16 protein-coding genes are annotated in these 19,647 nt (G+C 63.6%); 3 read left to right on the forward strand and 13 right to left on the reverse strand.

The genetic code is table 11. The features are described from left to right. The 13 genes from ACZK08_RS11845 to ACZK08_RS11905 all read right to left on the reverse strand — a co-directional run bounded on the left by ACZK08_RS11845 (position 1) and on the right by ACZK08_RS11905 (position 16,441). Positions 1–1,857, reverse strand: a complete 1,857-nt coding sequence (locus ACZK08_RS11845; RefSeq protein ID WP_478452193.1) for a T6SS effector BTH_I2691 family protein — start codon at positions 1,855–1,857, stop codon at positions 1–3. Next, positions 1,817–2,743: a T6SS effector BTH_I2691 family protein gene (locus tag ACZK08_RS11850; protein ID WP_478452194.1), complete on the reverse strand. Its 927-nt coding sequence runs from the start codon at positions 2,741–2,743 to the stop codon at positions 1,817–1,819. The genes ACZK08_RS11845 and ACZK08_RS11850 overlap by 41 nt, the downstream gene beginning before the upstream one ends. After that, positions 2,736–3,587, reverse strand: a complete 852-nt coding sequence (locus tag ACZK08_RS11855) for a DUF4123 domain-containing protein (protein WP_081284442.1) — start codon at positions 3,585–3,587, stop codon at positions 2,736–2,738. Before ACZK08_RS11855 ends, ACZK08_RS11850 begins: the two co-directional genes overlap by 8 nt. A 3-nt stretch (positions 3,588–3,590) precedes the next feature. Continuing rightward, the gene (locus tag ACZK08_RS11860) at positions 3,591–6,332 is read right to left on the reverse strand and encodes a type VI secretion system Vgr family protein (RefSeq protein WP_065182757.1); all 2,742 of its coding nucleotides are present in this window, start codon (positions 6,330–6,332) and stop codon (positions 3,591–3,593) included. A 121-nt stretch (positions 6,333–6,453) separates the two neighbouring features. Then, the gene (locus ACZK08_RS11865; protein WP_053520392.1) at positions 6,454–6,804 is read right to left on the reverse strand and encodes a hypothetical protein; all 351 of its coding nucleotides are present in this window, start codon (positions 6,802–6,804) and stop codon (positions 6,454–6,456) included. 22 nt (positions 6,805–6,826) lie between these two features. Continuing rightward, entirely contained in the window at positions 6,827–9,580 is a 2,754-nt protein-coding gene (gene tssH, locus ACZK08_RS11870) for a type VI secretion system ATPase TssH (protein WP_065182756.1), read from the reverse strand. A gap of 66 nt (positions 9,581–9,646) precedes the next feature. Continuing rightward, positions 9,647–10,738 carry a type VI secretion system baseplate subunit TssG gene (gene tssG, locus ACZK08_RS11875; protein WP_053520394.1) on the reverse strand — a complete coding sequence of 364 codons (1,092 nt, stop codon included), beginning with the start codon at positions 10,736–10,738 and terminating at the stop codon, positions 9,647–9,649. After that, entirely contained in the window at positions 10,702–12,537 is a 1,836-nt protein-coding gene (gene tssF, locus ACZK08_RS11880) for a type VI secretion system baseplate subunit TssF (protein WP_053520395.1), read from the reverse strand. The genes tssG and tssF overlap by 37 nt, the downstream gene beginning before the upstream one ends. Then, complete coding sequence (tssE, locus tag ACZK08_RS11885; protein ID WP_057496761.1) at positions 12,537–13,025, reverse strand: type VI secretion system baseplate subunit TssE; 489 nt, start codon at positions 13,023–13,025, stop codon at positions 12,537–12,539. The genes tssF and tssE overlap by 1 nt, the downstream gene beginning before the upstream one ends. Before the next feature lie 126 nt (positions 13,026–13,151). Continuing rightward, entirely contained in the window at positions 13,152–13,649 is a 498-nt protein-coding gene (locus tag ACZK08_RS11890) for an Hcp family type VI secretion system effector (RefSeq protein WP_006465355.1), read from the reverse strand. 146 nt (positions 13,650–13,795) lie between these two features. Next, entirely contained in the window at positions 13,796–15,286 is a 1,491-nt protein-coding gene (gene tssC / locus ACZK08_RS11895; protein ID WP_053517619.1) for a type VI secretion system contractile sheath large subunit, read from the reverse strand. A gap of 3 nt (positions 15,287–15,289) precedes the next feature. Then, on the reverse strand, positions 15,290–15,790 hold the full coding sequence (gene tssB, locus ACZK08_RS11900; protein WP_053517620.1) for a type VI secretion system contractile sheath small subunit: 501 nt from the start codon (positions 15,788–15,790) through the stop codon (positions 15,290–15,292). A gap of 30 nt (positions 15,791–15,820) precedes the next feature. After that, positions 15,821–16,441, reverse strand: a complete 621-nt coding sequence (locus tag ACZK08_RS11905; RefSeq protein WP_180877009.1) for a tetratricopeptide repeat protein — start codon at positions 16,439–16,441, stop codon at positions 15,821–15,823. 349 nt (positions 16,442–16,790) lie between these two features. On the opposite strand from ACZK08_RS11905, the gene tssJ reads away from it, so the two are divergent. The 3 genes from tssJ to icmH all read left to right on the forward strand — a co-directional run bounded on the left by tssJ (position 16,791) and on the right by icmH (position 19,644). Continuing rightward, entirely contained in the window at positions 16,791–17,303 is a 513-nt protein-coding gene (gene tssJ, locus ACZK08_RS11910; protein ID WP_229765827.1) for a type VI secretion system lipoprotein TssJ, read from the forward strand. Between the two features lie 215 nt (positions 17,304–17,518). Further along, positions 17,519–18,853, forward strand: a complete 1,335-nt coding sequence (gene tssK / locus ACZK08_RS11915; RefSeq protein ID WP_053517623.1) for a type VI secretion system baseplate subunit TssK — start codon at positions 17,519–17,521, stop codon at positions 18,851–18,853. After that, complete coding sequence (gene icmH / locus ACZK08_RS11920) at positions 18,853–19,644, forward strand: type IVB secretion system protein IcmH/DotU (protein WP_065175286.1); 792 nt, start codon at positions 18,853–18,855, stop codon at positions 19,642–19,644. Before tssK ends, icmH begins: the two co-directional genes overlap by 1 nt. Positions 19,645–19,647 lie beyond the last annotated feature (3 nt).

Genomic DNA, 19,647 nt, shown 5'->3' on the forward strand with positions numbered 1-19,647 from the left:
TCACGCTCCTGCAGGAAGCATAGCGTTATATGCCTCAACCTGCTTTTCAGGCGACTCGAATCTACCATGCTCATGAACTCCAAAAGGCGTCATATCAAGCCACCTCTCCACCTTATCGTCACGAATGAGATTGATAAGCCACTCGCCCAGCATACTTATCAACCCCAGCACGAGAAGTACAATAAAACCGACCCCCGCTGTCATGGCACCAACAAACATGAGGTAGGCCACTACTGCTCCCGCTACAGCAGTTGTTCCATAGAAGACCGCCATGGGAATATCTCCCGTCTTGATTGATTCATACATTTTCCACCCATCAACGACAGCCCCCATTAGCCCACCAACTGTGCCCAGCAATCTGCCGAGAAAACCGACAAGTCCCGCTCTACTTGCGACTTCAATTGCACCAAATCTGATCTCAGACGCCAAGGCTGTTCTGCCCCACATCGTCTTAGCCAAGGCCATCCCTGTTAGTTCAACGCTGGTGCCCGCAAATCCGACTAGCGCGGAGGCAAGACTCAACTGCCTACGACCGGCCGGCCCCTCCTTCTCCACATCCAGCTTGCCGTAGGAATCCGCGACGTTCCATGCATCCAGAACCAATCCAACAACTCCAAGACGCACGTCAAGGTTTACATGGGGAGCGCTGTACTGGGCAGCACGGTTCCTTACCAGTACCCGTATTTGCTCCTCACTCATCAGCATATTTCCCAAAGAGCCCGGCTGCCCATTCCGAACGGCTGCCATCGCCTCCTTGTCCCAGAACACAGCCCACTCAAATACTTTTCTCCCACGCGAGTTGCGATCTCCTGTAGCCACCCTTGCGCCACTACGCTCGCTGAGCTCCTGTCGAAGATGCTGATCAACACGCGCTCTCAGTTCCCTCTTGTTGACTCCAGCTTGCCCCTCGCTCAGTGCCTCCACCAGAAAGTGCGCCATCTCGCGCTCCGAGGCACGGATGCTAACCCGTTGGATCCGCTTTCCTGAAAGGACCCCAAGCAAGCCAACCAGATTATTCCTTGTCGCGGCAGAAATGGCGATATTGATGCCTGCCTTTGCGACTGTTGATCCTGCCTTGGTTAGGGCTGTTACAAACATCCCAGACATCTTGAAGACAAGACCTGCAACCAAGCCTAACCCCTGTTGCAGCTCCTGGGGCTTGCTACCACCTCGGTCGAGAACGTGAGCATATGCCTTGAATATATTGGACCAAGCACCGGGGTTATCCGAGTTGCTCAAGAATGTCTTGGATTGCTTCTCAATAACCTCCGCCGCGATCCTATCATTGAGCGTCAGCGCTCGAACAGTGCAATTCTTGATGTCCTGAAAACGACCAGCGAGATCCTCCAGAAGCGCAGCCTGTACGCACCCAAATCCAACAACCCCTTCAAGCGAATTATCGACAATCTCCGTCAATCTCATTGAACTGTATGACAGCTCATCATTGTGATTACACGCCAGCCAAGTCCTGAAGTCCTCGCTCTTGTACCAGCGCACGAAACTCTGGGCAATCGGCGTCAGGTGCGAAGATGTGTATCGCTCCATTTCCGGCACGAGGCTTTTGTCAAACTGATCAAGCGCTTGCTGGCTGTAATCATCACGGTAGCGATCCCATGCGGAGTCTCTGGCTTTCTTGTCTTCTTCGGCCGTCAACTCCTCACGCATTTTGGTGATTCCCGCCGCATACAGCTCCATCGCCGCGCGCCCGGTGTACGCGCTGGCACGTACGGAGCTCAGCTTCTCTGCGGCCGCCTGATCCTCAATTGCCTGCCGGATTCCGCGGATCGCCACTGAGGTTGCATGCTTCCACCCCCTGTCATCTTCCTCTTCGAAGCTCTCGGGTCTTCTGCCGAACAAGTGCGGAAAGCTCCTGCGCTATTCCTGCGGGATCATTCAGCGCCACCATCATCGGACGCGCAGACAAAGAGCTCTTCTGAAGCCATGCCTCCATTCCTGGCACATCCTGTTTGCATCTTGAAAAAGGCGCAAAGGAGAACGAAAAGCCAGGATTAGCATACACATCAACGACTTCGAGAACCGTCTCAACTGCACGATCCACAGTTCGAGGCCTCCCAGGGTCCGCAGCCGGCGGCGGACTCGAGGGGAGCATAGGGATCTTCACTTCAGACTCGGATTTTACTCTCTTGCCAAACTTGAACTCGCTGACCATGGAGGGGGCGTCAGCCGCACTTCCCACGTGATCCAGCGACTTTCCTTTGAGCCACATCTGGACATCAATACAGCGCATGTGCTTCTTGCGCTCGCTGGATTTTCGATTTCGCTCCATGATCTCTTTCGTCCATGGAGCCTCCGAGAAGCCAAACCAAACTTTTCCAGCTCGCTTGGGGTCGGGGATGATAACGAAGCGGGCCACCTGCGAATCGGCCATTCGCGCGCATGTAGGTTGAAAATCTTCCTGCGGTGGAGGAGCCGCATGCGGATCGAACTCCAAGAGATAGGAGTCGCTGGTGATCTGATAGCCCTTCCATTCGCCACGGATCTCGTTGAATACATAAAGATACCCTTGGCGGGCAAGTCGCAACGTGTAGTGAGCCTCACTGGCCGGAAGGGTGACACTGGCCACATCCTTTCCAAACCCTCCTCCCAGCCTTGGCCCTTGCCACATTTCCTTGACGTCTGAACGGCAGATGGCGTATCTGATCGGAAGAATCGGCAAGCCGACCTGATCGCAGACATCACACTTCTTCGCGGGGTCACACGACTGTGTCGGCCTCTTATCCATGCTGCCAAGCTCCTTGTTCTGTCTGCTCCAATGAAGGTTCATCCACCTCTTCGTCGGAGGGGTCGCTGACGGCACTGCGGAACGCGCCAGGCTCTAAGCAGGCGATCCGAAGAGCCTCTTGATACCGCGGCGTGTTATGAACTTCGGGTGATTGAAATACTGAAGCAAATGCATACGCTTCCTTATCGTCAGGGTCTGTCAGCCCGCACTCGCCGGCCTTCTCCATCTCGTCAAAGACACGTCTCGAAAGCCCAGCACCCTCAATGCTCCCACCCTCTCGATGCAACCGATCGATCACCCTGTTAACAGAAGCCAACGAGGAAATCGCGTACAGCTGATCGGACGTTAGATGCATCCCATCCTTGTTACAACCACTGTTTTCGTATGATTGCCACCGCGCGCCCTTGTCCACGGTTGCGGTCCAGGCATTGATGGGACCAAGCAATGCATCCAGCTGCGACGACAAGAGAATCCACTTCAGCGCGTTCCAGACACGAGGATCGTAGTATCTGAATAGCATCTTCTCACCATCAAATTTTCTCACCATCATACGAGCCAAGTGATTTCGGACTCGCTGACTGTCGGCATTGCATTTCAGCAACGCCGAGAATGGGATGCGGTCATGATCGCGTGCGTAGTGCACAGTTTCATCAAGTGCCGCTAGACGCGCATCAGGCTCAATTTCTTCCAGTCTGATTAGATAGGGAAGAAGATGCTTCTGCCCAAGGAGCTCCTTGGGAACGATGGGTTCGCATGGCCAAAGCTTGGCGATACGTCGATCGATCTGGAGTGGATTGATCAACGCATACTGATGAGCTTCGAATAGCCGGTGATCGAGTTGCATCTCTCAGGCTCCCAGTGGGACCAAGCCGGCGCCCGACTGTTCCGCTGCACGCACGCGATACTCGCATGCCTTGTGTGAACCATCTGGCACCTTCGCCTCCCCCACCACACTCGCCGGCCCCAGCCATTCGCGCTGGCTCGCCTTGAATTCCACCTTGCCCGGCGCGCCCAGTTCGATGTTGTCGCCCTCGATCCGCAGGTAGGCCCCGGCCGCCGTCGCCAGCAGATGCTTGCTCGGTGCCGACAGCTGCACGTCCGCTTCGGTACTGGCGATGCGCACCTGCGTCTTTGCGGCCACGATCGCCTGGTTCTTGTGCGCACGCGCACTCACCTTGCCCTGTGCAGCATGCAGCGCGATGCCGCGCTCCTGGTTCGGGCTCTCGCCGCTGGGTTCCATGCCGGCGGTGTACAGCACCAGCCCGCCGGCCACGGCCATCGTCAGTGAGCCCTGGGTCATCCAGTTCAGTGCCACGCCGCTGGCCAGCGTGGTGTGGGTGCCACTCACCCACACCTGGTCGGCCGGGGTCAGGCTGAGGACGCCGGCCACGCCACTGCCCAGCAGGACCGGCGCGCTCCAGCCCGGCGCTTCACCGTCGCCACCGGCAATGCTGCCCGCCGCGCTGCCACTGTGAGTGGCGCGCAGGGTCTCCTGCAGTTCGGTCAGCGTCGTGTCCACCGGCAGTTCGGCCGCCTCGCCAGGCAGCTGCGCCTGCTGCTTGCCTGCCGACTCGGCCAGCTGCTGCAGCAGCTGCTGGCCTTCCTGCAACTGGCTCAGTGCCTGCGGCGCCGCCAGCTGCGGCGTGCCCGGCTCGGTGGTCAGCAGCAGGCCACGGCCGGCGCGCAGTGCACCCTGTGCCTGCGTGGACAGCTCCACACCAAAGCCCCGCTCGCCCTCGCGCACGTTGTCCTGGCCGCCCTTGAGATGGCCCAGGGTCAGGGTGGTTTCGTGCTGGGTGGTGGACAGCTGCGCGCGACCCTGGCCCGGTGTGTCATCGAAGCGCAGCTGCTGGTAGCCGCCCTGCCCGCCCTGGCTGTCGGCCAGCGCCTGGCTCTTGAAACCGGTATACACCGCGGCGTGATCGTTGCCCTCGAACCATGCCGCCGCATTACCGGTGGCGTTGGCACCGCCACCGTTGATCTGGTTGTGCTGCGCGTCCTGCTGGCCACGGCCGTTGTACACCGCACCGACCACCACCGGACGGTCGATGTCGCCCTCCAGGAAGGCCACCAGCACTTCCTGGCCGCGCCGTGGCAGCACCACGCCGCCCCAGTTGTCGCCCGCCCATGGGGTCATCACCCGCACCCACGTCCAGGCCCCCCCGGTGGCCGGGGCATTGTCGTCCCCACCCGGATGGGCCAGCCCGCTGCTGGCGTTGCCGCCGCGCTGCCACGGGAACTGCACCTTGATGCGGTGGTCGCGGTCGGACAGCAGCGGGTCGCCATCGCTGACCACGATCGCACTGAGCGTGCCGGTGATGGTCGGCCGCGGATGCAGATGCGCGCCATGGCCATCGTCGGTCTGCGGCCGGTAGGTCACCTCGGCCGGGATGGCCACGAAGCGGTTGTCGTAGAAGGCGGTGGAGACCTCACCGGGCGCACGTCCATTGGCCAGGCCCGACAGCGCGCCCGGCAGTGCCGGCGCGGTCACGCTGGACGGACCCAGGGTCTGCTCCAGCGCATCGAATACATCGGCATCGAGGTTGTTGCGCGCCTGGTGCTGCACCGACAGGCACAGGAACTGCGCGTCCTGGCTCACCTGCGGGTGCTGCGACAGGCCGAACCGTGCACCCGGGGCCAGCGTGCGCCACTGGCCGGCACCGTCGATGGTCTGCGCGCGCACGCGCAGCGCATCCAGGTGCTGCTGCGCGCGGCGCTGGCCGCGGGCATTGTCCTGCCAGCCGTAGGGGCCGCAGGTGTCGCGGTCGATGATGCCCAGGTCGTTGGCCTGCCCGCTTTCGGCGCTGGCCTGGCGGCGCTCCAACGTGCGGTAGTCCCAGGTGGCGCGCTGCACCTTGCCCGGACGCCAGCGGTGCGCGGTCGACCACTGCTGCACGCTGTCACTGCGCTCGCTCTCATCGCGCCGATGGAAGCGCACGCTGCCCAGCTCGGCGGTGTCATGGCTGTGATCGGCCAGCACCAGGGTGTGGCTGCCGAAGTCGGCACTGCCAGGGTCACCGGCGTGCTCGAACCAGTAATAGATGCCTTCCTCGGCCAGCAGCCGCTGCAGGAAGGCCAGGTCGCTTTCCTGGTACTGCGTGGTCAGACTGCGCCGCGCGTACTGGCCGGCATCGGCCAGCGACCAGCGCCAGGCCGGGGCCAGACCACCGTAGTCGGCGAAGATGTCCTCGACGATCTCCACGACCGTCCTGTCGTGAAACACATAGCTGTCCACCCGCTGCGACAGGAACGCCAGCCACGGCTGCAGGCGCAGCCGGTAGCGTGCCAGCCCGCCATTGCTGCCCAGCCGCTCGGCGGCGGTGATGCGTCCATGCAACGGCCGCAGGCTGCCGTCGGCCTGCTGCATCTGCAGCAGCGCGCCCTGCCCGATCAGCGGGCCCAGCGGCAGGCCCGCATCCAGCGACAGCGCCGTGATCGTCCACTGGAAACCGATGCCGTCGATCTGTTCGACGCCATCCAGCGTTTCGGCCACCAGCACGTCGCTCCCCAGCGAGGTGTGCAGCCGCAGGAAGCGCTGTGCATGCGATGGGCCGGCCAGCGCTGCCCGCAGGTTGTTTACCAGGTCCATGGTGATTCCCCGACTTCCCGTGCTTCAAGGTGGTCTGCATGCGGCGTGCGCATCGGCTTCCTCCGGTTCCCGCTTCCGCGTGGCCTGCGCCCCTGTGCGGGGCGACAGGCTCACACGATCATCAGGCGGCCTGGACGATTTCTTCCAGCTGCAGGCGGACGCCTTCGCTGATCTTCAGGCGGTAATCGCGTCCACCGGCCGTGATCTGCAGTTCGCGCACGTTGCTCACCAGCTGCGGCTTGCCCACGACCGGGGCATCCATGTGGATGCGCCAGGAACCGCGGCTGATCTGCGCGGCCACGTTGCGGGCATCCTGGCGGGCAGCGGGCACCGCGGTCTCCAGCAGCTCGATCACATGTTCGGGGCGCAGCCGGTTCCAGGCACGCACACGGTCCAGCTCACGGCCAAGGCCGAGTTCCAGGCTGTCACAGTGGTTGAGAGCCGCTTCGCGGTCGAATCCATAGAATTCCATTGCCTTCTCCATTTGCTCAGTGTCAAGACACTTTGTATTTGAAGTCACCCTTCTTGCCGGCGGTGACCTTGATGGCGTTGATCCGGTTCCCCTCGGCCATCGCCGCCAGCACGCTCTCGGCGATTTCCGGCAGCAAGGTTCCATTGAGGATGTGGTCAACGTTGCGGGCACCTGAGTCCACTTCGGTGCAACGCGCAAGCACGGCCTCCACCAGACTGTCGTCCCAGCTGAAGGTGGCCTTGTGGTTGGCAATGACGCGGTCGCGGATGCGACCGAGCTTGAGCGTGATGATCCGCGCAAGCACGTCATCGTTGATCGGGTAGTACGGTACGACCTTGAGGCGGCCGAGGAAGGCCGGCTTGAAGCTGCGCATCAGCACCGGGCGCAGCGCGTCGGCGAGCGCGTCGGCCGCCGGAATCTCCTCGGCCGGCTTGTTCAGGCAGGCCTGCATGATCTGCGAGGAGCCGATGTTGGAGGTCAGGATGATGAGGGTATTGCGGAAGTCGATTTCGCGGCCTTCCGCATCATCCATCACGCCCTTGTCGAACACCTGGAAGAACATCTCCAGCACGTCGGGATGGGCTTTCTCCACCTCGTCAAGCAGCACCACGCTGTAAGGGTTGCGGCGCACGGCTTCGGTCAGCACGCCGCCTTCGCCGTAACCGACGTAGCCCGGCGGCGAGCCTTTCAGCCCGGACACGCTGTGCGCTTCCTGGTATTCGCTCATGTTGATGGTGATCAGCTTGCGCTCACCACCATAGAGGATGTCAGCCAACGCCAGCGCGGTCTCGGTCTTGCCGACACCGGAGGGGCCGACGAACATGAAGACACCGCGCGGCTTGTTCGGGTCTTCCAGTTTGGCCGTGGCGGTGCGCACGCGCTGGGCGATCGCATCCAGCGCGTGGTCCTGTCCGATCACGCGCTCGACCAGCAGGTTTCCGAGCGTGCGCACGGTACGGATCTCGTCCTTGACCATGCGGCCCAGCGGTACGCCGGTCCATGCCGACACGATCTCCGCGACCACGGTTCCGTCAACCTGCAGCGGTACCATCGGCGTCTCGCCCTGCAGCTCGCGCAGCTCGGCCTGCAGTCGCGCCAGTTCAGCATGCTGCGGCGAAAGTTCCGGCTTGGCCTTGCCGCGCTTGGCGGCCGGCTTGGCCACGGCGACGTCGCCCTCACCGTCATCGCTGGGCGCTTCGCCATCGGCCGCCTGGGCCTGGCCCTGCTCCATCTGCTGGCGCAGCGCGGCAATGCGGCCTGCCAGTTCGCGCTCGCGGGTGAGGCGCTCCTCATTGCTGGCCAGCACCGCCTGCGCTTCCGCCTGCTGGGCATGCAGCTCGTCCAGGCGCTCGCTGTGCTGTGCACTGCCCCCTGCGGTTTCGCGCTGCAGCGCGCTGATTTCCGCCTGCAGGCGATCCAGGTGCTTGCGGGTGTCTTCGATGATCGCAGGCGTGGCGCTCTGACCAAGCGCGACCTTCGCGCAGGCGGTATCGAGCACGCTGACAGCCTTGTCCGGCAGCTGGCGGCCACTGATGTAACGGTGCGACAGACGCACGGCTTCGGTCACCGCTTCGTCCAGCACGCGGATGTTGAAGTGCGACTCCATCAACCCGACCATGCCGCGCAGCATCGCTGCGGCCAGCACTTCACTGGGCTCTTCAACCTTGACCACCTGGAAGCGGCGGGCCAGCGCCGCGTCCTTCTCGAAGTACTTCTTGTACTCGCTCCAGGTGGTCGCCGCGATCGTACGCAGCTCACCGCGGGCCAGCGCCGGCTTGAGCAGGTTCGCCGCATCGTTCTGGCCGGCGGTTCCCCCGGCGCCGATCATCGTATGCGCTTCATCGATGAACAGGATGATCGGATGCGGGCTCTTCTTGACCTCGTCGATCACGTTCTTCAGGCGGTTCTCGAACTCGCCCTTGACGCTGGCGCCGGCCTGCAGCAGCCCCATGTCCAGCGTGTGCAGCTCGACACCCTGCAGCACCTCCGGCACATCCTTGTCGGCAATGCGCCGGGCGAGCCCTTCGACCACGGCGGTCTTGCCCACGCCGGCTTCGCCGGTGAGGATCGGGTTGTTCTGGCGTCGACGCATCAGGATGTCGATCACCTGGCGGATCTCGCCATCACGGCCGATCACCGGATCGATCTTGCCCTCGCGGGCGCGCTGGGTCAGGTTGGTGGTGAACTGGTCCAGCGCCGGCGTCTTGGACAACCCACCCTTGGCCTCGCCGGATACGGCTTCCTCGCCCTCACCGCCCTCGTCCTTCGCCGAGGCATCGGCGAAGCGGACGGTCTGCACCGCCTCCTGCGAGCCCTCGGTGAGCTTGGCGAAGTCGTGCTTGAGCTCTTCGCGCTTGAAACGCACGAACAGCTTCGAGCCACGGTAGGCCAACTGCGCCAGGTCCGGCTCGGTCAGCAGCGCCAGCAGCAGATGGCCGCTACGGATGCGGGTGGTTTCCGAGTCCAGCGAGGCGATCAGCCAGGCGTGCTCGAACAGCTTGGGAATGTGCTGGGAGAACACCGGCGTGCGGCCGTTGCCGGTCTTGAACTGACTGATCTCATCGTTGAGATCACGCTCCAGCGATTCCGGCAGGATGCCGCTGCGACGGGCAATCAACACGAAATCGCTCTGCGGCTGCTCGAGCAGGGCCAGGAACAGATGCTCCAGGTCCACCTCATAGTTGCCGCGCGCCATGCACAGGTTCGCGGCCCGTTCGGCCGCCTGGCGGCAGGTGTCGTCCAGCTTGCTGATCAGGGTCTTGAGGTTGATGCTCATGCGGAAACACGCACTCCTTGCTGGAACCGTTCGAGGACCGCAGGCACGGACGCCTGCGGCGGGTTGTCATTGCAGCGTGTGGATGCCATAGGTGGTGTCCTCACGCGATGTGGTCTGCGCCTGGGTGCACATGTAGCTGTCCCAGCCCAGCCGAGCGCCGCCGCCGCTGCCGAGGGCGCTGCCCTGCACATCCTCGGCGCGCAGCACCAGCCGCACTTCGTACTCGAGAACGCCGCCGGTCAACAACGACAACCACTTGGACAGGGCTTCGGCCGCACTGCCACCCGGCAGGAAGGCGTCGAACTGATCGCGCCGCAGCGGCCCGATGCGCAGTCGCATGCGCAGGTCTCGCTGCCAGACGCGATCGCCAGCCAGGGCACTCGCCCCCAGCACCGCATTGGCCTGGCCCAGCCGCGTTGCCTGACCGGCAGGCACCCGGTACCACGCGCCGACGAACTGCTCCAGGTGCAACGGCACTTGGAAATAGTCCGACAGGATGCGCTGCATCAGCACGGCCGATACGGGGCGCTGGCGCACGGCACCGGCGTAATAGGCAACGGCCTGATCGAAGATCTCGCCCTCGCCCTCGTGCAGGCGATCGCGCAGCTCGCTCATGCCCATGCCGAGCAGCGAGAGCACCAGCGGCAGGAAGCGCTCGCGGCGATCCAGTTCGTACTGCAGCGCCAGCCGATGCTTCTTCCACGCCGCGTAGTGCAGCGATACGGCGCGTGTGGAGAAGATGTCCAGGAACGCGCGCGCGGTGCGGTCGCGCTGGTACAACTCGCGCAGCTGCAGGGTCTCGGTGTAATGCAGCGGCAATGCGCCAGCGGTGCCCAGCAGGCCCATGAACTGCGGAGTCAGGTGGACCTCGGCCAGTTCCTCGCCGTGCAGCGCCTGCTCGATGGCCTCGCGCCCCTCCAGCCGCTCGCCCTTCAGCGAGTAGACCTCACCCTCCGCGGACAACTCGGTGGCCGGGAAGCCCAGCGACAGCGAGTTGCGGAAGCGCACGCGCATCGGCACGGCCTGGCCGGGCTTGACGCCTTGCCGCTGGAACACCTGCTCAAGCAACCGCACCGCCTGGAAGAACTGGAAGCGGTGGGGCTCGGTGAGCAGCTGCTGGGCTACGCCAGGATCGATTCGCCGCTGCGCGCTGGGCATCGGACGATCTCCTCCCCGCTGTCGCCGGAAACCAGCACCAGACGGGTAAAGCTGTTGGCATGCACGTAAAGTGCGAAGAAGTGGTCCATCACCTGGGCAAAGGCGGCCACACCGGTACCCACGAAGTGGGCTTCATTGATCGTCAGGCGGATCTCCAGGCCACGCACCACCGAAGCGAACTGGCGACCATGCATCCAGGTGGTGGTCGGGGTCTGCTGCAGCTCAAGGATGCCGTCGATCTGGCGAGCGGAAACATTGCTGCCGGACAGGTCGTACAGGCGCAGCATCTCCTTCAGCGCTGGCAGGCCGCTGGCGGTCAGTGACAGCTGGTTCAACGACAGGTGCGAGATCAGGCGCCACTGCGCATTGCGGCCATGGCGGAAACGCAGCGGTTTGGTCGGCTTGCGCAGCAGGCTGATCGCCCTGGCCGGGCTGCCGCCCTCGATGTTCAGGTCACCACCGGCCACACCGAACGCGAGCTGGTTGGGCAGATCGCGGTTGCTGCAGGTCAGCTCCAGGCTGACCGTGTCGGTCTGCGGAAGTACCGGATTGAATGACAGGTCGACGAAGCTGATCTCCGTCTCGAATCCGGGGCTCTGCCGTGCGACATCCTCATCACGACGTGCCACCCAGTACTGACCGGTCCGCTCCGGATCTTCACCGTGATGCAGCGAGTAGAACGGACGGAAGGCCTGGATCAGTTCGCCCTGCGGTGTCTGCCGGATGCGGTGCACCGAGTCGATCGAGTGCACCTCGTAGGCGAAGGCGCGACGCGCGTCGGCCAGCACCGGATAGTTGACCGTGCGATGGGTGACGCGGATCGGCTCGCCACTGGTCCTGAACAGGTTGACGATGGGGGTGCAGCCCAGGCGCACGTTGTGCGTTCCCAGCTCCTCCAGCACCATCGTGTTGCCCCGGTCCTGGCCCTGCGCATGCAGCACCAGGTGAAGCGTGAAACGACGACTGGCGCCGGCGGTCACTGTGGGCAGGTGCAGATCGACGAATCCGAACTTCTCCGGATAGGCGAACAGCTCGGTCAGCAGCCGGTACGCCGGATGCGAGCGCGCCGGGAAGTCGATCAGCGCCTCATCCTCGGCAAAGCCCACCGGGCTCAGCGGGACCTTTTCCAGGCGTCGCCAGCGGCCATCGCCATCGGATTCGACATAGGCCGCCTTTACCCCGAGCATCAGCGCATCGCGCAGAGCGGCCCGCACCGACGGCTCGCCATCCAGGAACAGGCGAAGCTGATCGGTGCCCAGCTGGCCGAAGCCGAGCTGATCGGACAGCAGCTGGAAGCCCAGCGAGATCTGGCCGCCGGTGCCCGCCGGCAGCGTCGTGGCCATCGGTGCATCGGCGACACTGCGGTAGACCACCTGCTGTACCCCGACCGGTGCCAGGACCACGTCGTAGGCGGTGCGGAAATCACACGGAACGCCACGCACGGGGCGGCTCTGCAGGGCGGTACCGCGGGGTACGCGCACCGGCGCGCTCAGTTTGGAGGCTACCCCTTCCATGTCGAAGTGGGCGATCGAGCACGACGGGAACGGGCGCAGGTAATGTGGATAGAGCACATCCAGCAGCGCGTCGGTGAACTCGGGATAGTCGTCCTCGATGCGCTTGGAAACGCGGGCACTGAGCAGCGCGAACGCTTCGATCAGCCGCTCGACATGCGGGTCCTGGCTGCCCTCCGCGGACAGTTGCAGGCGGCCGGCAATCTTCGGGTAACGCTCGGCGAACTCGCGTCCGTAACGACGGAGATAGGCCAGTTCGCGTTCGTAATAAGGAAGCAGGTCCTGCATCAGGCGGCCTGCGTGCGACGTGCGCGGGTGACCTGGTACTGCAGGGTCGAGGGCTGCAGCATCGCGTCGAAGCTGACCGGCTCGCGCGCCGGTTCCAGATCCAACAGCGCATGGATGGTGAAGTGCAGGCCGCCGGCAAACTGATTGCCGGCGTCCAGGTGCACGTTGACGTTGCGGAGCCGGCGCTCGTGTCGCGCCACGGCCTGCTCCAGGGAGCGGCAGATGGCGGCGCGATCATAGGCGTTGGCCAAGCTCATCGCGGAGAAATCGGCCAGCCCGTAGGTCAGCAGCGACTGCCGGCAGTTGGGGAACTCCTTCATGTCGCCTTCCTGGAACGCGGCGCGCGAATTCAGCAGCCCTTCCAGGTCACGGGCAATGGATTCCTTGTACTGCTCCAGCGAGACGGACTTGAATACCGGCCCGGCGCCCGGCTGCTTGGGGGCGTCGTCGAACAGTTTTTCCAGCAGGCTGGGTTCGAGTCCCTTCATTGGTCGATCCACTCAGGTTCGGCATCCGTGCGGGCGGCAGCGGTGCGGCAGAGACAGGGCCGTTCCTGGCCCTGCCCGACGATCAGACTGCGATGGCGCACGAGGCGCCATCGCAGTGACACAACATCACACGGTGTAGTTCGGGATGTTCTTGGTTGCGCTCCACTGCGCCACGGTCTTGCCACCAACGCCGCCTTCCGGCTTCTGCTGCTGGTAAGTCCACTTGATGGCGCCGAAGCTCAGCTGAACAACTTCCTGCGGCATGCCTTCCTTGTCCACCGTCGTGGTGACGCGGTGGACCAGCACGTTCAGCAGCTCGACCGTGTAGTAATTGATCGCGTTGCCGTCCTTGTCGGCGCGCATGAACTGGATCTGCGCCTTCGGGAAGGTGGTGCCGTTGGAGGCGGCCTGGTTCAGGGCCGTGGAGGCGAGGTCGATCGACTTGGTGATTTCGATCGGGGACAGGTTCACGCGGGCAGCGGTGGTGCCGCCGGAGGTCGACGCGGTGGCCGAACGCGGCTGCAACAGGTCCTGCGAGAACGACTGGATTTCAATCCAGTCCTTGTGCTTGTCGTCGTGCGACTCGCCCTTGATGGTGTCAATCGAGAGGAAAGCGTGCTGCATATCTGGTCTCCTAAATTCCGTTCTTCCGTGAGATTTGATGTGCCAGGCGGGGGCCTGGCGGTTAAGGGGGGCTGCGCCCTCTTGAAATAAGCGTCACTGCAATCCGGGGAGCGGACTCCCCTGGACGCTTCAGTTACAGCAAACCGTTACGACTTTTTCGCGGACGCCGGCAGTTCGGCGACCAGACGCAACGAAACAGACAGCTCATCGAGCTGGAAATGCGGCCTGATGAAGGCCACCGCGCGGTAGACACCAGGCTTGCCCGGCACCTCCGAAACCTGCACAGATGCCTCGCGCAACGGGAACTGGGCCTTGGCTTCCTGCGATGCGTTGTCGTCCAGCAGCACGTACTGGGCGATCCACCGGTTCAGGAATTCCTCGACGTTGCCCGCCGATGCGAAGCTGCCGATCTTCTCGCGCATCATCGCCTTGAGGTAATGGGCGATGCGCGACACCGCGAAAATGTACTGCAGCTGGGCAGACAGGATCGCGTTGGCGTTGGCCGAATCGGTGTTGTACTTCTTCGGCTTCTGTGCCGACTGTGCGCCGAAGAACGCGGCGTAGTCGGTGTTCTTGCAGTGCACCAGCGGCATGAAGCCGAGGTCACTGAGTTCCTTTTCACGACGGTCGGTGATGGCCACTTCCGTCGGGCACTTCAGCGCGACTTCGCCATCATCGGTGCGGAAGGTATGGGTCGGCAGGTCCTCGACCAGGCCGCCACCTTCCACGCCACGGATTGCCGCGCACCAGCCGAAGTTCTCGAAGGCCTGGGTCAGGCGCGCACCCATCGCATAGGCGGTGTTGCACCACAGGAACTTGCTGTGGTCGGCCGCTTCGATCTCCTCGACGAAGTTGAAGCCTTCGACGGTGGTGCCATCCTTCGGGTTGTAGGGCAGACGGCCGAGGAAGCGCGGCATGGTCAGACCGACATAGCGGCTGTCCTCACTCTCGCGGAACGACTTCCACTTCGCGTACTCGACCGTGTCGAACACCTTGGCCAGGTCGCGCGGCTTGCCCAGATCGGTGAAGGTTTCCAGGCCGAACATGCCTTCACTCGCTGCCGAAATGAACGGCGCGTGCGCGGCGGCAGCCACGTGCGACATCTGCTCGATGAAGTACATGTCCTCCGGCTGGCGGCCGAGGAAGTAGTCGCCGATCAGTGCGCCGAACGGCGCGCCACCGAAGGTGCCGAACTCTTCTTCGTAGACCTTCTTGAACAGCGCGCTCTGGTCGAAGTCGATGGCCGACTTGAAATCCTTGACCAGATCCTTCTGCGGCGAATTGAAGACCTTGATCTTCATGTTCGGGCCGGTTGAGGTCTGCTGGCACAGGTAATGCAGGCCTCGCCAGCTGCCTTCCAGCTTCTGGAACGGTTCGGCATGCATGACGGCGCTGAGCTGCTCGGAGATGATCCGGTCGATCTCGGCGATGCGCGCATCAAGGGTGAGGTTGAGGTTGTCGGAGACGACCACCGTGCCGTCCAGGACTTCCTTCGCCAGCGCGGCGATGATGTCCTTGGCGCGGTCATGTTCGGTCTTCGACTTGGCGACCTTGCTCTTCTCGACGATCTGGTCGAGCAGGCCGACGTCTTCGGCAACGGCGGCCTGCGTGGCCAACGGGCTGGCTTCGGCTGACATCGGTCAGTCCTCCTTGGTCACGCCGAGCTTCTTCAGCTGCTCGGTGTTGTTGAGCACATCGGTCAGCAGGTCTTCCAGCTTCTCGTTGCCGGCCAGCTTGTTGCGCAGGTCGGCGAGCTTGGTGCGCGACTCGAGCAGGCGCCGCAACGGCTCGATCTGCTGGACCACCGCCTCGGGACGGAAGTCATCGATGGAGTTGAACTTCAGCTCGACGCCGAATTCGCCGCCTTCGTCGCTGATCTTGTTCGGCACGCGATAGACCGCACGCGGGGCGATGCCTTCCATCACTTCGTCGAAGTTGTCCATGTCGACGCTGACGAACTTGCGATCCTTGACCTTGGGCAGCGGCTGCTCCGGGTTGCCGCTGAAATCGCCCATCACGCCGACCACGAACGGCAGTTCCTTCTGCTCGATCGCGTCACCCTTCTCGACATCGTAGGTGAGCTGGACGCGCGGCGGGCGGATCTTCTGCAGCCGCTTCTGGATGCTTTCCTTCTTGGCCATGTGTGTCTCCTGACTGGGGCCGGGTCCGGATCAGTTGCCGATGTTCTGGAACGGATCGGAGTTGTTCGAGCGGGCAGCGGGCTTGGCCGGCTGTGCAGCGGGCTGTGCGGCAGCGGCGGGCGCGGCGGCACGGCCGGCACGGGCGCGGCTGCGCGGCTTCGGCTTGGGCGCCGGATCGAGAATGGCATCACCCATGGTGTTGCGCAGGGTGGTAGCCAGGGTCTGCGCTTCCTTGCGGGCAGTATCGGAAGCCAGCGCGCCGCGCCCCTGCAGGCGGGTCAGCGACTGGTTGGCAATGCGGAAACCGGCCACCGTGATCACGCCATCGGCGACCAGATCGCTGGGATCGCGCTGCAGCACTTCCTCGGCAGCCACAATGGCGCGGGCATACTGGCCTTGGTCGAACTGCAGCTGAGCGATGCGCACCCACGGCTCCTTGCGCGTCGGATCGGCCTTCGCCGCTTCCTCGAATGCGCTGATGGCGGCATCCGCGCCACCGGTGGTGACCTGTGCTTCGGCATTGCTCAGCGTCGTTTCGAACGGCACGACCTCGGCCTTCTTCGGTGCCGATGAGCAGGCCGCCAGGCCCGACAGCAACATCAGCGCGAACATCGGCCGGTAGACAGCCTTCCCCATTGCCTTCACTTCCATAGTGATCCCTCGTCGAAATTAGTTCCTAAAGGAAGCCGGATCGCCGCCGATACACCGCACGGGATTCCTGCCCCTGTCGGCGGCAGTGTACATTCGCGAATACGCATCGGTATAGTGAATTTCGTCAAGAATGTGGCGGTTTTGATAGACACATTCTTCACATTCCAATGTGATATCCGCGAGCGAAATCCGTTGCATACGTGACTTTCACCCCGCCCTTCGAGCCCGCCGACTCCAGATGAATGCGCAACTCTCCTCATTTCGCCGCGTGATATCCGTCACGATTTTCTCCTTCATTGTTTCGGGTTCCCTTGCCGGTTGCGCCAGCGACAGCAAGCTCGGGAAAGCGATGGACAAGACGCTGCAGGCCGTCGGCATCCGCGAGGAAAAGCCGAAAGCGCCACCGACCGTCCCATTGCGCCTGTATGCCGGCACCAACCTCAATGCCGGCAACGACAAGCGGGCGAGCGCGGCGGTGGTCAAGGTCTACCACCTGCGCAGCCTGCAACGGTTCGAACAGGCGCCCTTCAACGCATTCCTGGACCAGGCCGGAGAGCAGGCCGCCCTCGGTGCCGACCTGCTGTCGGTCAATGAGGTGGTGCTGACCCCCGGGGCCCGGCAGGAATTGTCCGAGCAGCTGAGTGAAGGAAGTGCAGTGCTGGGCGTGGTCGCCCTGTTCCGCGCCCCCGCCGAGAACCGCTGGCGGCTCGCGTTCGACACCAAGGGCAAGACCCTGCCGCAGGACGGTGTGACCATCGGTGTCCACGCCTGTGCCCTGACCAGCGACAGCAAGGCCCTGCTCACACGACTTTCCGGCGATCCGGGCAGTCTTGCCTCGATCCGCTGTGCAGGCGCGAAATAGGACCGCGTCGGAATTCTGGCACTCAAATTGCCGCAATGCGATAGTATCTTCCGCGCAACGTTTGCCCCGCCGCAATCAATGTGCCATGTGATTCACACTTTCACATTGCAAGGCAGGGCCTTCGCCGCAGCGGAACGCGAGGACGGCGGAACCGGCCCCCAAGGGGCAACCTTTCAAGGTATTTCCAAGGATTGAATGTGGCTTATGTAAGCAGGATGTCGAAGGTTCTCTGGGGTGAAGGGCTGTTCCTGCGGCCCCAGCATTTCCAGCGCCAGGACGCGTATCACGAGGCACGGCTGCAGGATCTTTCGCAGACGCTGCACCCGTACGCGTGGGGCGCGCGCCGCGTGCGTTTCGACCCCCATGCCTTGTCCGGCGGCACGTTGAGGCCGCTCGATCTGTCGGCGGTGTTTCCCGATGGCGAAACCTACGATGCCCCCGCCCACGACAGCCTGCCGGACGCGGTGTCGCTGCAGGATCTGCCGCCTGGCGTGCAGTCCACGGTGATCTACCTGGCACTTCCGCTGCTGCGCGATGACGGCGCCAACTGCACCGATGCGGAAGGCACGGTGCTTGCGCGCTATCGGCAGGCAAACCGCGATACGCAGGACCTGTTCACCGATGCGGTGGAGGCCGAACTGGCCTACCTGAGCAAGGCGGTGAAGCTGCTTACCGACGACCAGCCCCGTGATGCCTATGCCACCGTGCCGGTGGCGCGTGTGCGCCGCACCTCCAGCGGCGGCTTCGAGCTGGACGATGAGTTCATCCCGCCCTGCGCGCAGCTGCAGGCCTCGCCGTTCCTGCATCGTGAACTGCGTGCGGTGCTCGATGCGCTGCAGGCCAAGGTCGATGCGCTGTACGGGCTGCATCGGCAGACGTCGCAGAACATCATCGAATTCCGCTCGGGCGACATCGCGTCGTTCTGGCTGCTGCATACGATCAACAGTTCCTTCAGCGCGCTGGCCCATCTGCTGCATCATCCGCAGCTGCATCCCGAGCGCCTGCACCAGGAACTGCTGCGCATGGCGGGCGCACTGCTGACCTTCTCCAACGCCTACCAGCTGGGCGACCTGCCGGTGTACCGCCACGACCAGCCGGAAGCTTCGTTCCGCAAGCTGCTGGAGATCGTGCGGGCACTGCTGGATACGGTGATCTCCACGCGCTACTTCAAGATCGCGCTGAACGAGGTCAAGCCGTCCTACCACCTCGGTCGGCTGGACTCGCAGCGGATCGACGGGAATGCCTCGTTCTACCTGTCCGTCTCCGCCTCGCTGCCGGCGCAGGAGCTGATCCAGAGCGTCCCGGTGCGCTTCAAGGTCGGCGCGCCGGACGACGTCGAGAAGTGCGTGCTGTCCGCACTGCCAGGCGTGAAGCTTACCCACGCCGCGCAGGTGCCGGCAGCGATCCCGGTGCGCCCGGGCAGCCATTACTTCGAATTTGATTCGCGCGGTGCGCTGTATGAGCGCATGCTCAAGGCGCAGTCGGTGATGATCTATGTGCCGGCCGGCATTGCCGAGCTGAAGATGGAACTTGTGGCGGTGACCTCATGATGAATTCCCCCCTGCCCCCGACCCCGGGCCCGATGCCGTCGCTGACCGCCAATGGCGCGATGGTCAATCCGACGCCGCAGGCGGCCAATCCGCAGAGCCTGCAGGATCTGATGTCCGACGGCTTCTACCTGCTGCTTCTGCTCAAGCGTGGCCAGTTGCCGCACGACGCAGAGGGCTTCGTGCAGACGGTGCAGAAGTTCCTCGATGGCGTCGAACGCAACGCGATGCGGCTTGGCGTGGCGTCCGAAGATGTCTACGCCGCCAAGTACGCGTTCTGCGCCGCGGTGGATGAGGCGATCCTGTCGCAGCCGTCGCCGCTGCACGAAACCTGGGAACGCAATCCGCTGCAGTTGCGCCTGTTCGGCGAGCACCTCGCCGGCGAGCACTTCTTCGACCGGCTGGAAGAACTGCGCCGCCAGGGCGCGGCGCGGCTGCCGTCGCTGGAGGTCTATCACTACTGCCTGCTGATGGGCTTCGAGGGCAAGTACCGTATCGAAGGCACCGAGAAGCTGGGCTATCTGACCGCGCGGCTGGGTGACGAGATCGTCTACCTGAAGGGCAAGCGCCACGGCTTCGCCCCCCATGCGCTGCCACCCGACAACGTGCGCCATGGCCTGCGCCGGGTCGTGCCGCTGTGGCTGCCGGCCGTGGTCGTCGGCTGCTTCGGCATCGTCGCGTTCTTCGGCATGCGCGCCTACCTCGGACACGAAACCCGTCAGCAGCTGGCCGCCTACAATGACGTGGTGCAGATGCCCGAGCGCACCGCCCACATTACGATCACCCTCCCATGAGCC

Source organism: Stenotrophomonas sp. 112478_Sma, assembly GCF_056479905.1.

Coding starts and splice junctions, on each gene's coding strand:
- ACZK08_RS11850 (WP_478452194.1), bottom strand. CDS start 2,743: ATGGATAAGAGGCCGACACAGTCGTGTGACCCCGCGAAGAAGTGTGAT.
- ACZK08_RS11855 (WP_081284442.1), bottom strand. CDS start 3,587: ATGCAACTCGATCACCGGCTATTCGAAGCTCATCAGTATGCGTTGATC.
- ACZK08_RS11860 (WP_065182757.1), bottom strand. CDS start 6,332: ATGGACCTGGTAAACAACCTGCGGGCAGCGCTGGCCGGCCCATCGCAT.
- ACZK08_RS11865 (WP_053520392.1), bottom strand. CDS start 6,804: ATGGAATTCTATGGATTCGACCGCGAAGCGGCTCTCAACCACTGTGAC.
- tssH (WP_065182756.1), bottom strand. CDS start 9,580: ATGAGCATCAACCTCAAGACCCTGATCAGCAAGCTGGACGACACCTGC.
- tssG (WP_053520394.1), bottom strand. CDS start 10,738: ATGCCCAGCGCGCAGCGGCGAATCGATCCTGGCGTAGCCCAGCAGCTG.
- tssF (WP_053520395.1), bottom strand. CDS start 12,537: ATGCAGGACCTGCTTCCTTATTACGAACGCGAACTGGCCTATCTCCGT.
- tssE (WP_057496761.1), bottom strand. CDS start 13,025: ATGAAGGGACTCGAACCCAGCCTGCTGGAAAAACTGTTCGACGACGCC.
- ACZK08_RS11890 (WP_006465355.1), bottom strand. CDS start 13,649: ATGCAGCACGCTTTCCTCTCGATTGACACCATCAAGGGCGAGTCGCAC.
- tssC (WP_053517619.1), bottom strand. CDS start 15,286: ATGTCAGCCGAAGCCAGCCCGTTGGCCACGCAGGCCGCCGTTGCCGAA.
- tssB (WP_053517620.1), bottom strand. CDS start 15,790: ATGGCCAAGAAGGAAAGCATCCAGAAGCGGCTGCAGAAGATCCGCCCG.
- ACZK08_RS11905 (WP_180877009.1), bottom strand. CDS start 16,441: ATGGAAGTGAAGGCAATGGGGAAGGCTGTCTACCGGCCGATGTTCGCG.
- tssJ (WP_229765827.1), top strand. CDS start 16,791: ATGGACAAGACGCTGCAGGCCGTCGGCATCCGCGAGGAAAAGCCGAAA.
- tssK (WP_053517623.1), top strand. CDS start 17,519: ATGTCGAAGGTTCTCTGGGGTGAAGGGCTGTTCCTGCGGCCCCAGCAT.
- icmH (WP_065175286.1), top strand. CDS start 18,853: ATGAATTCCCCCCTGCCCCCGACCCCGGGCCCGATGCCGTCGCTGACC.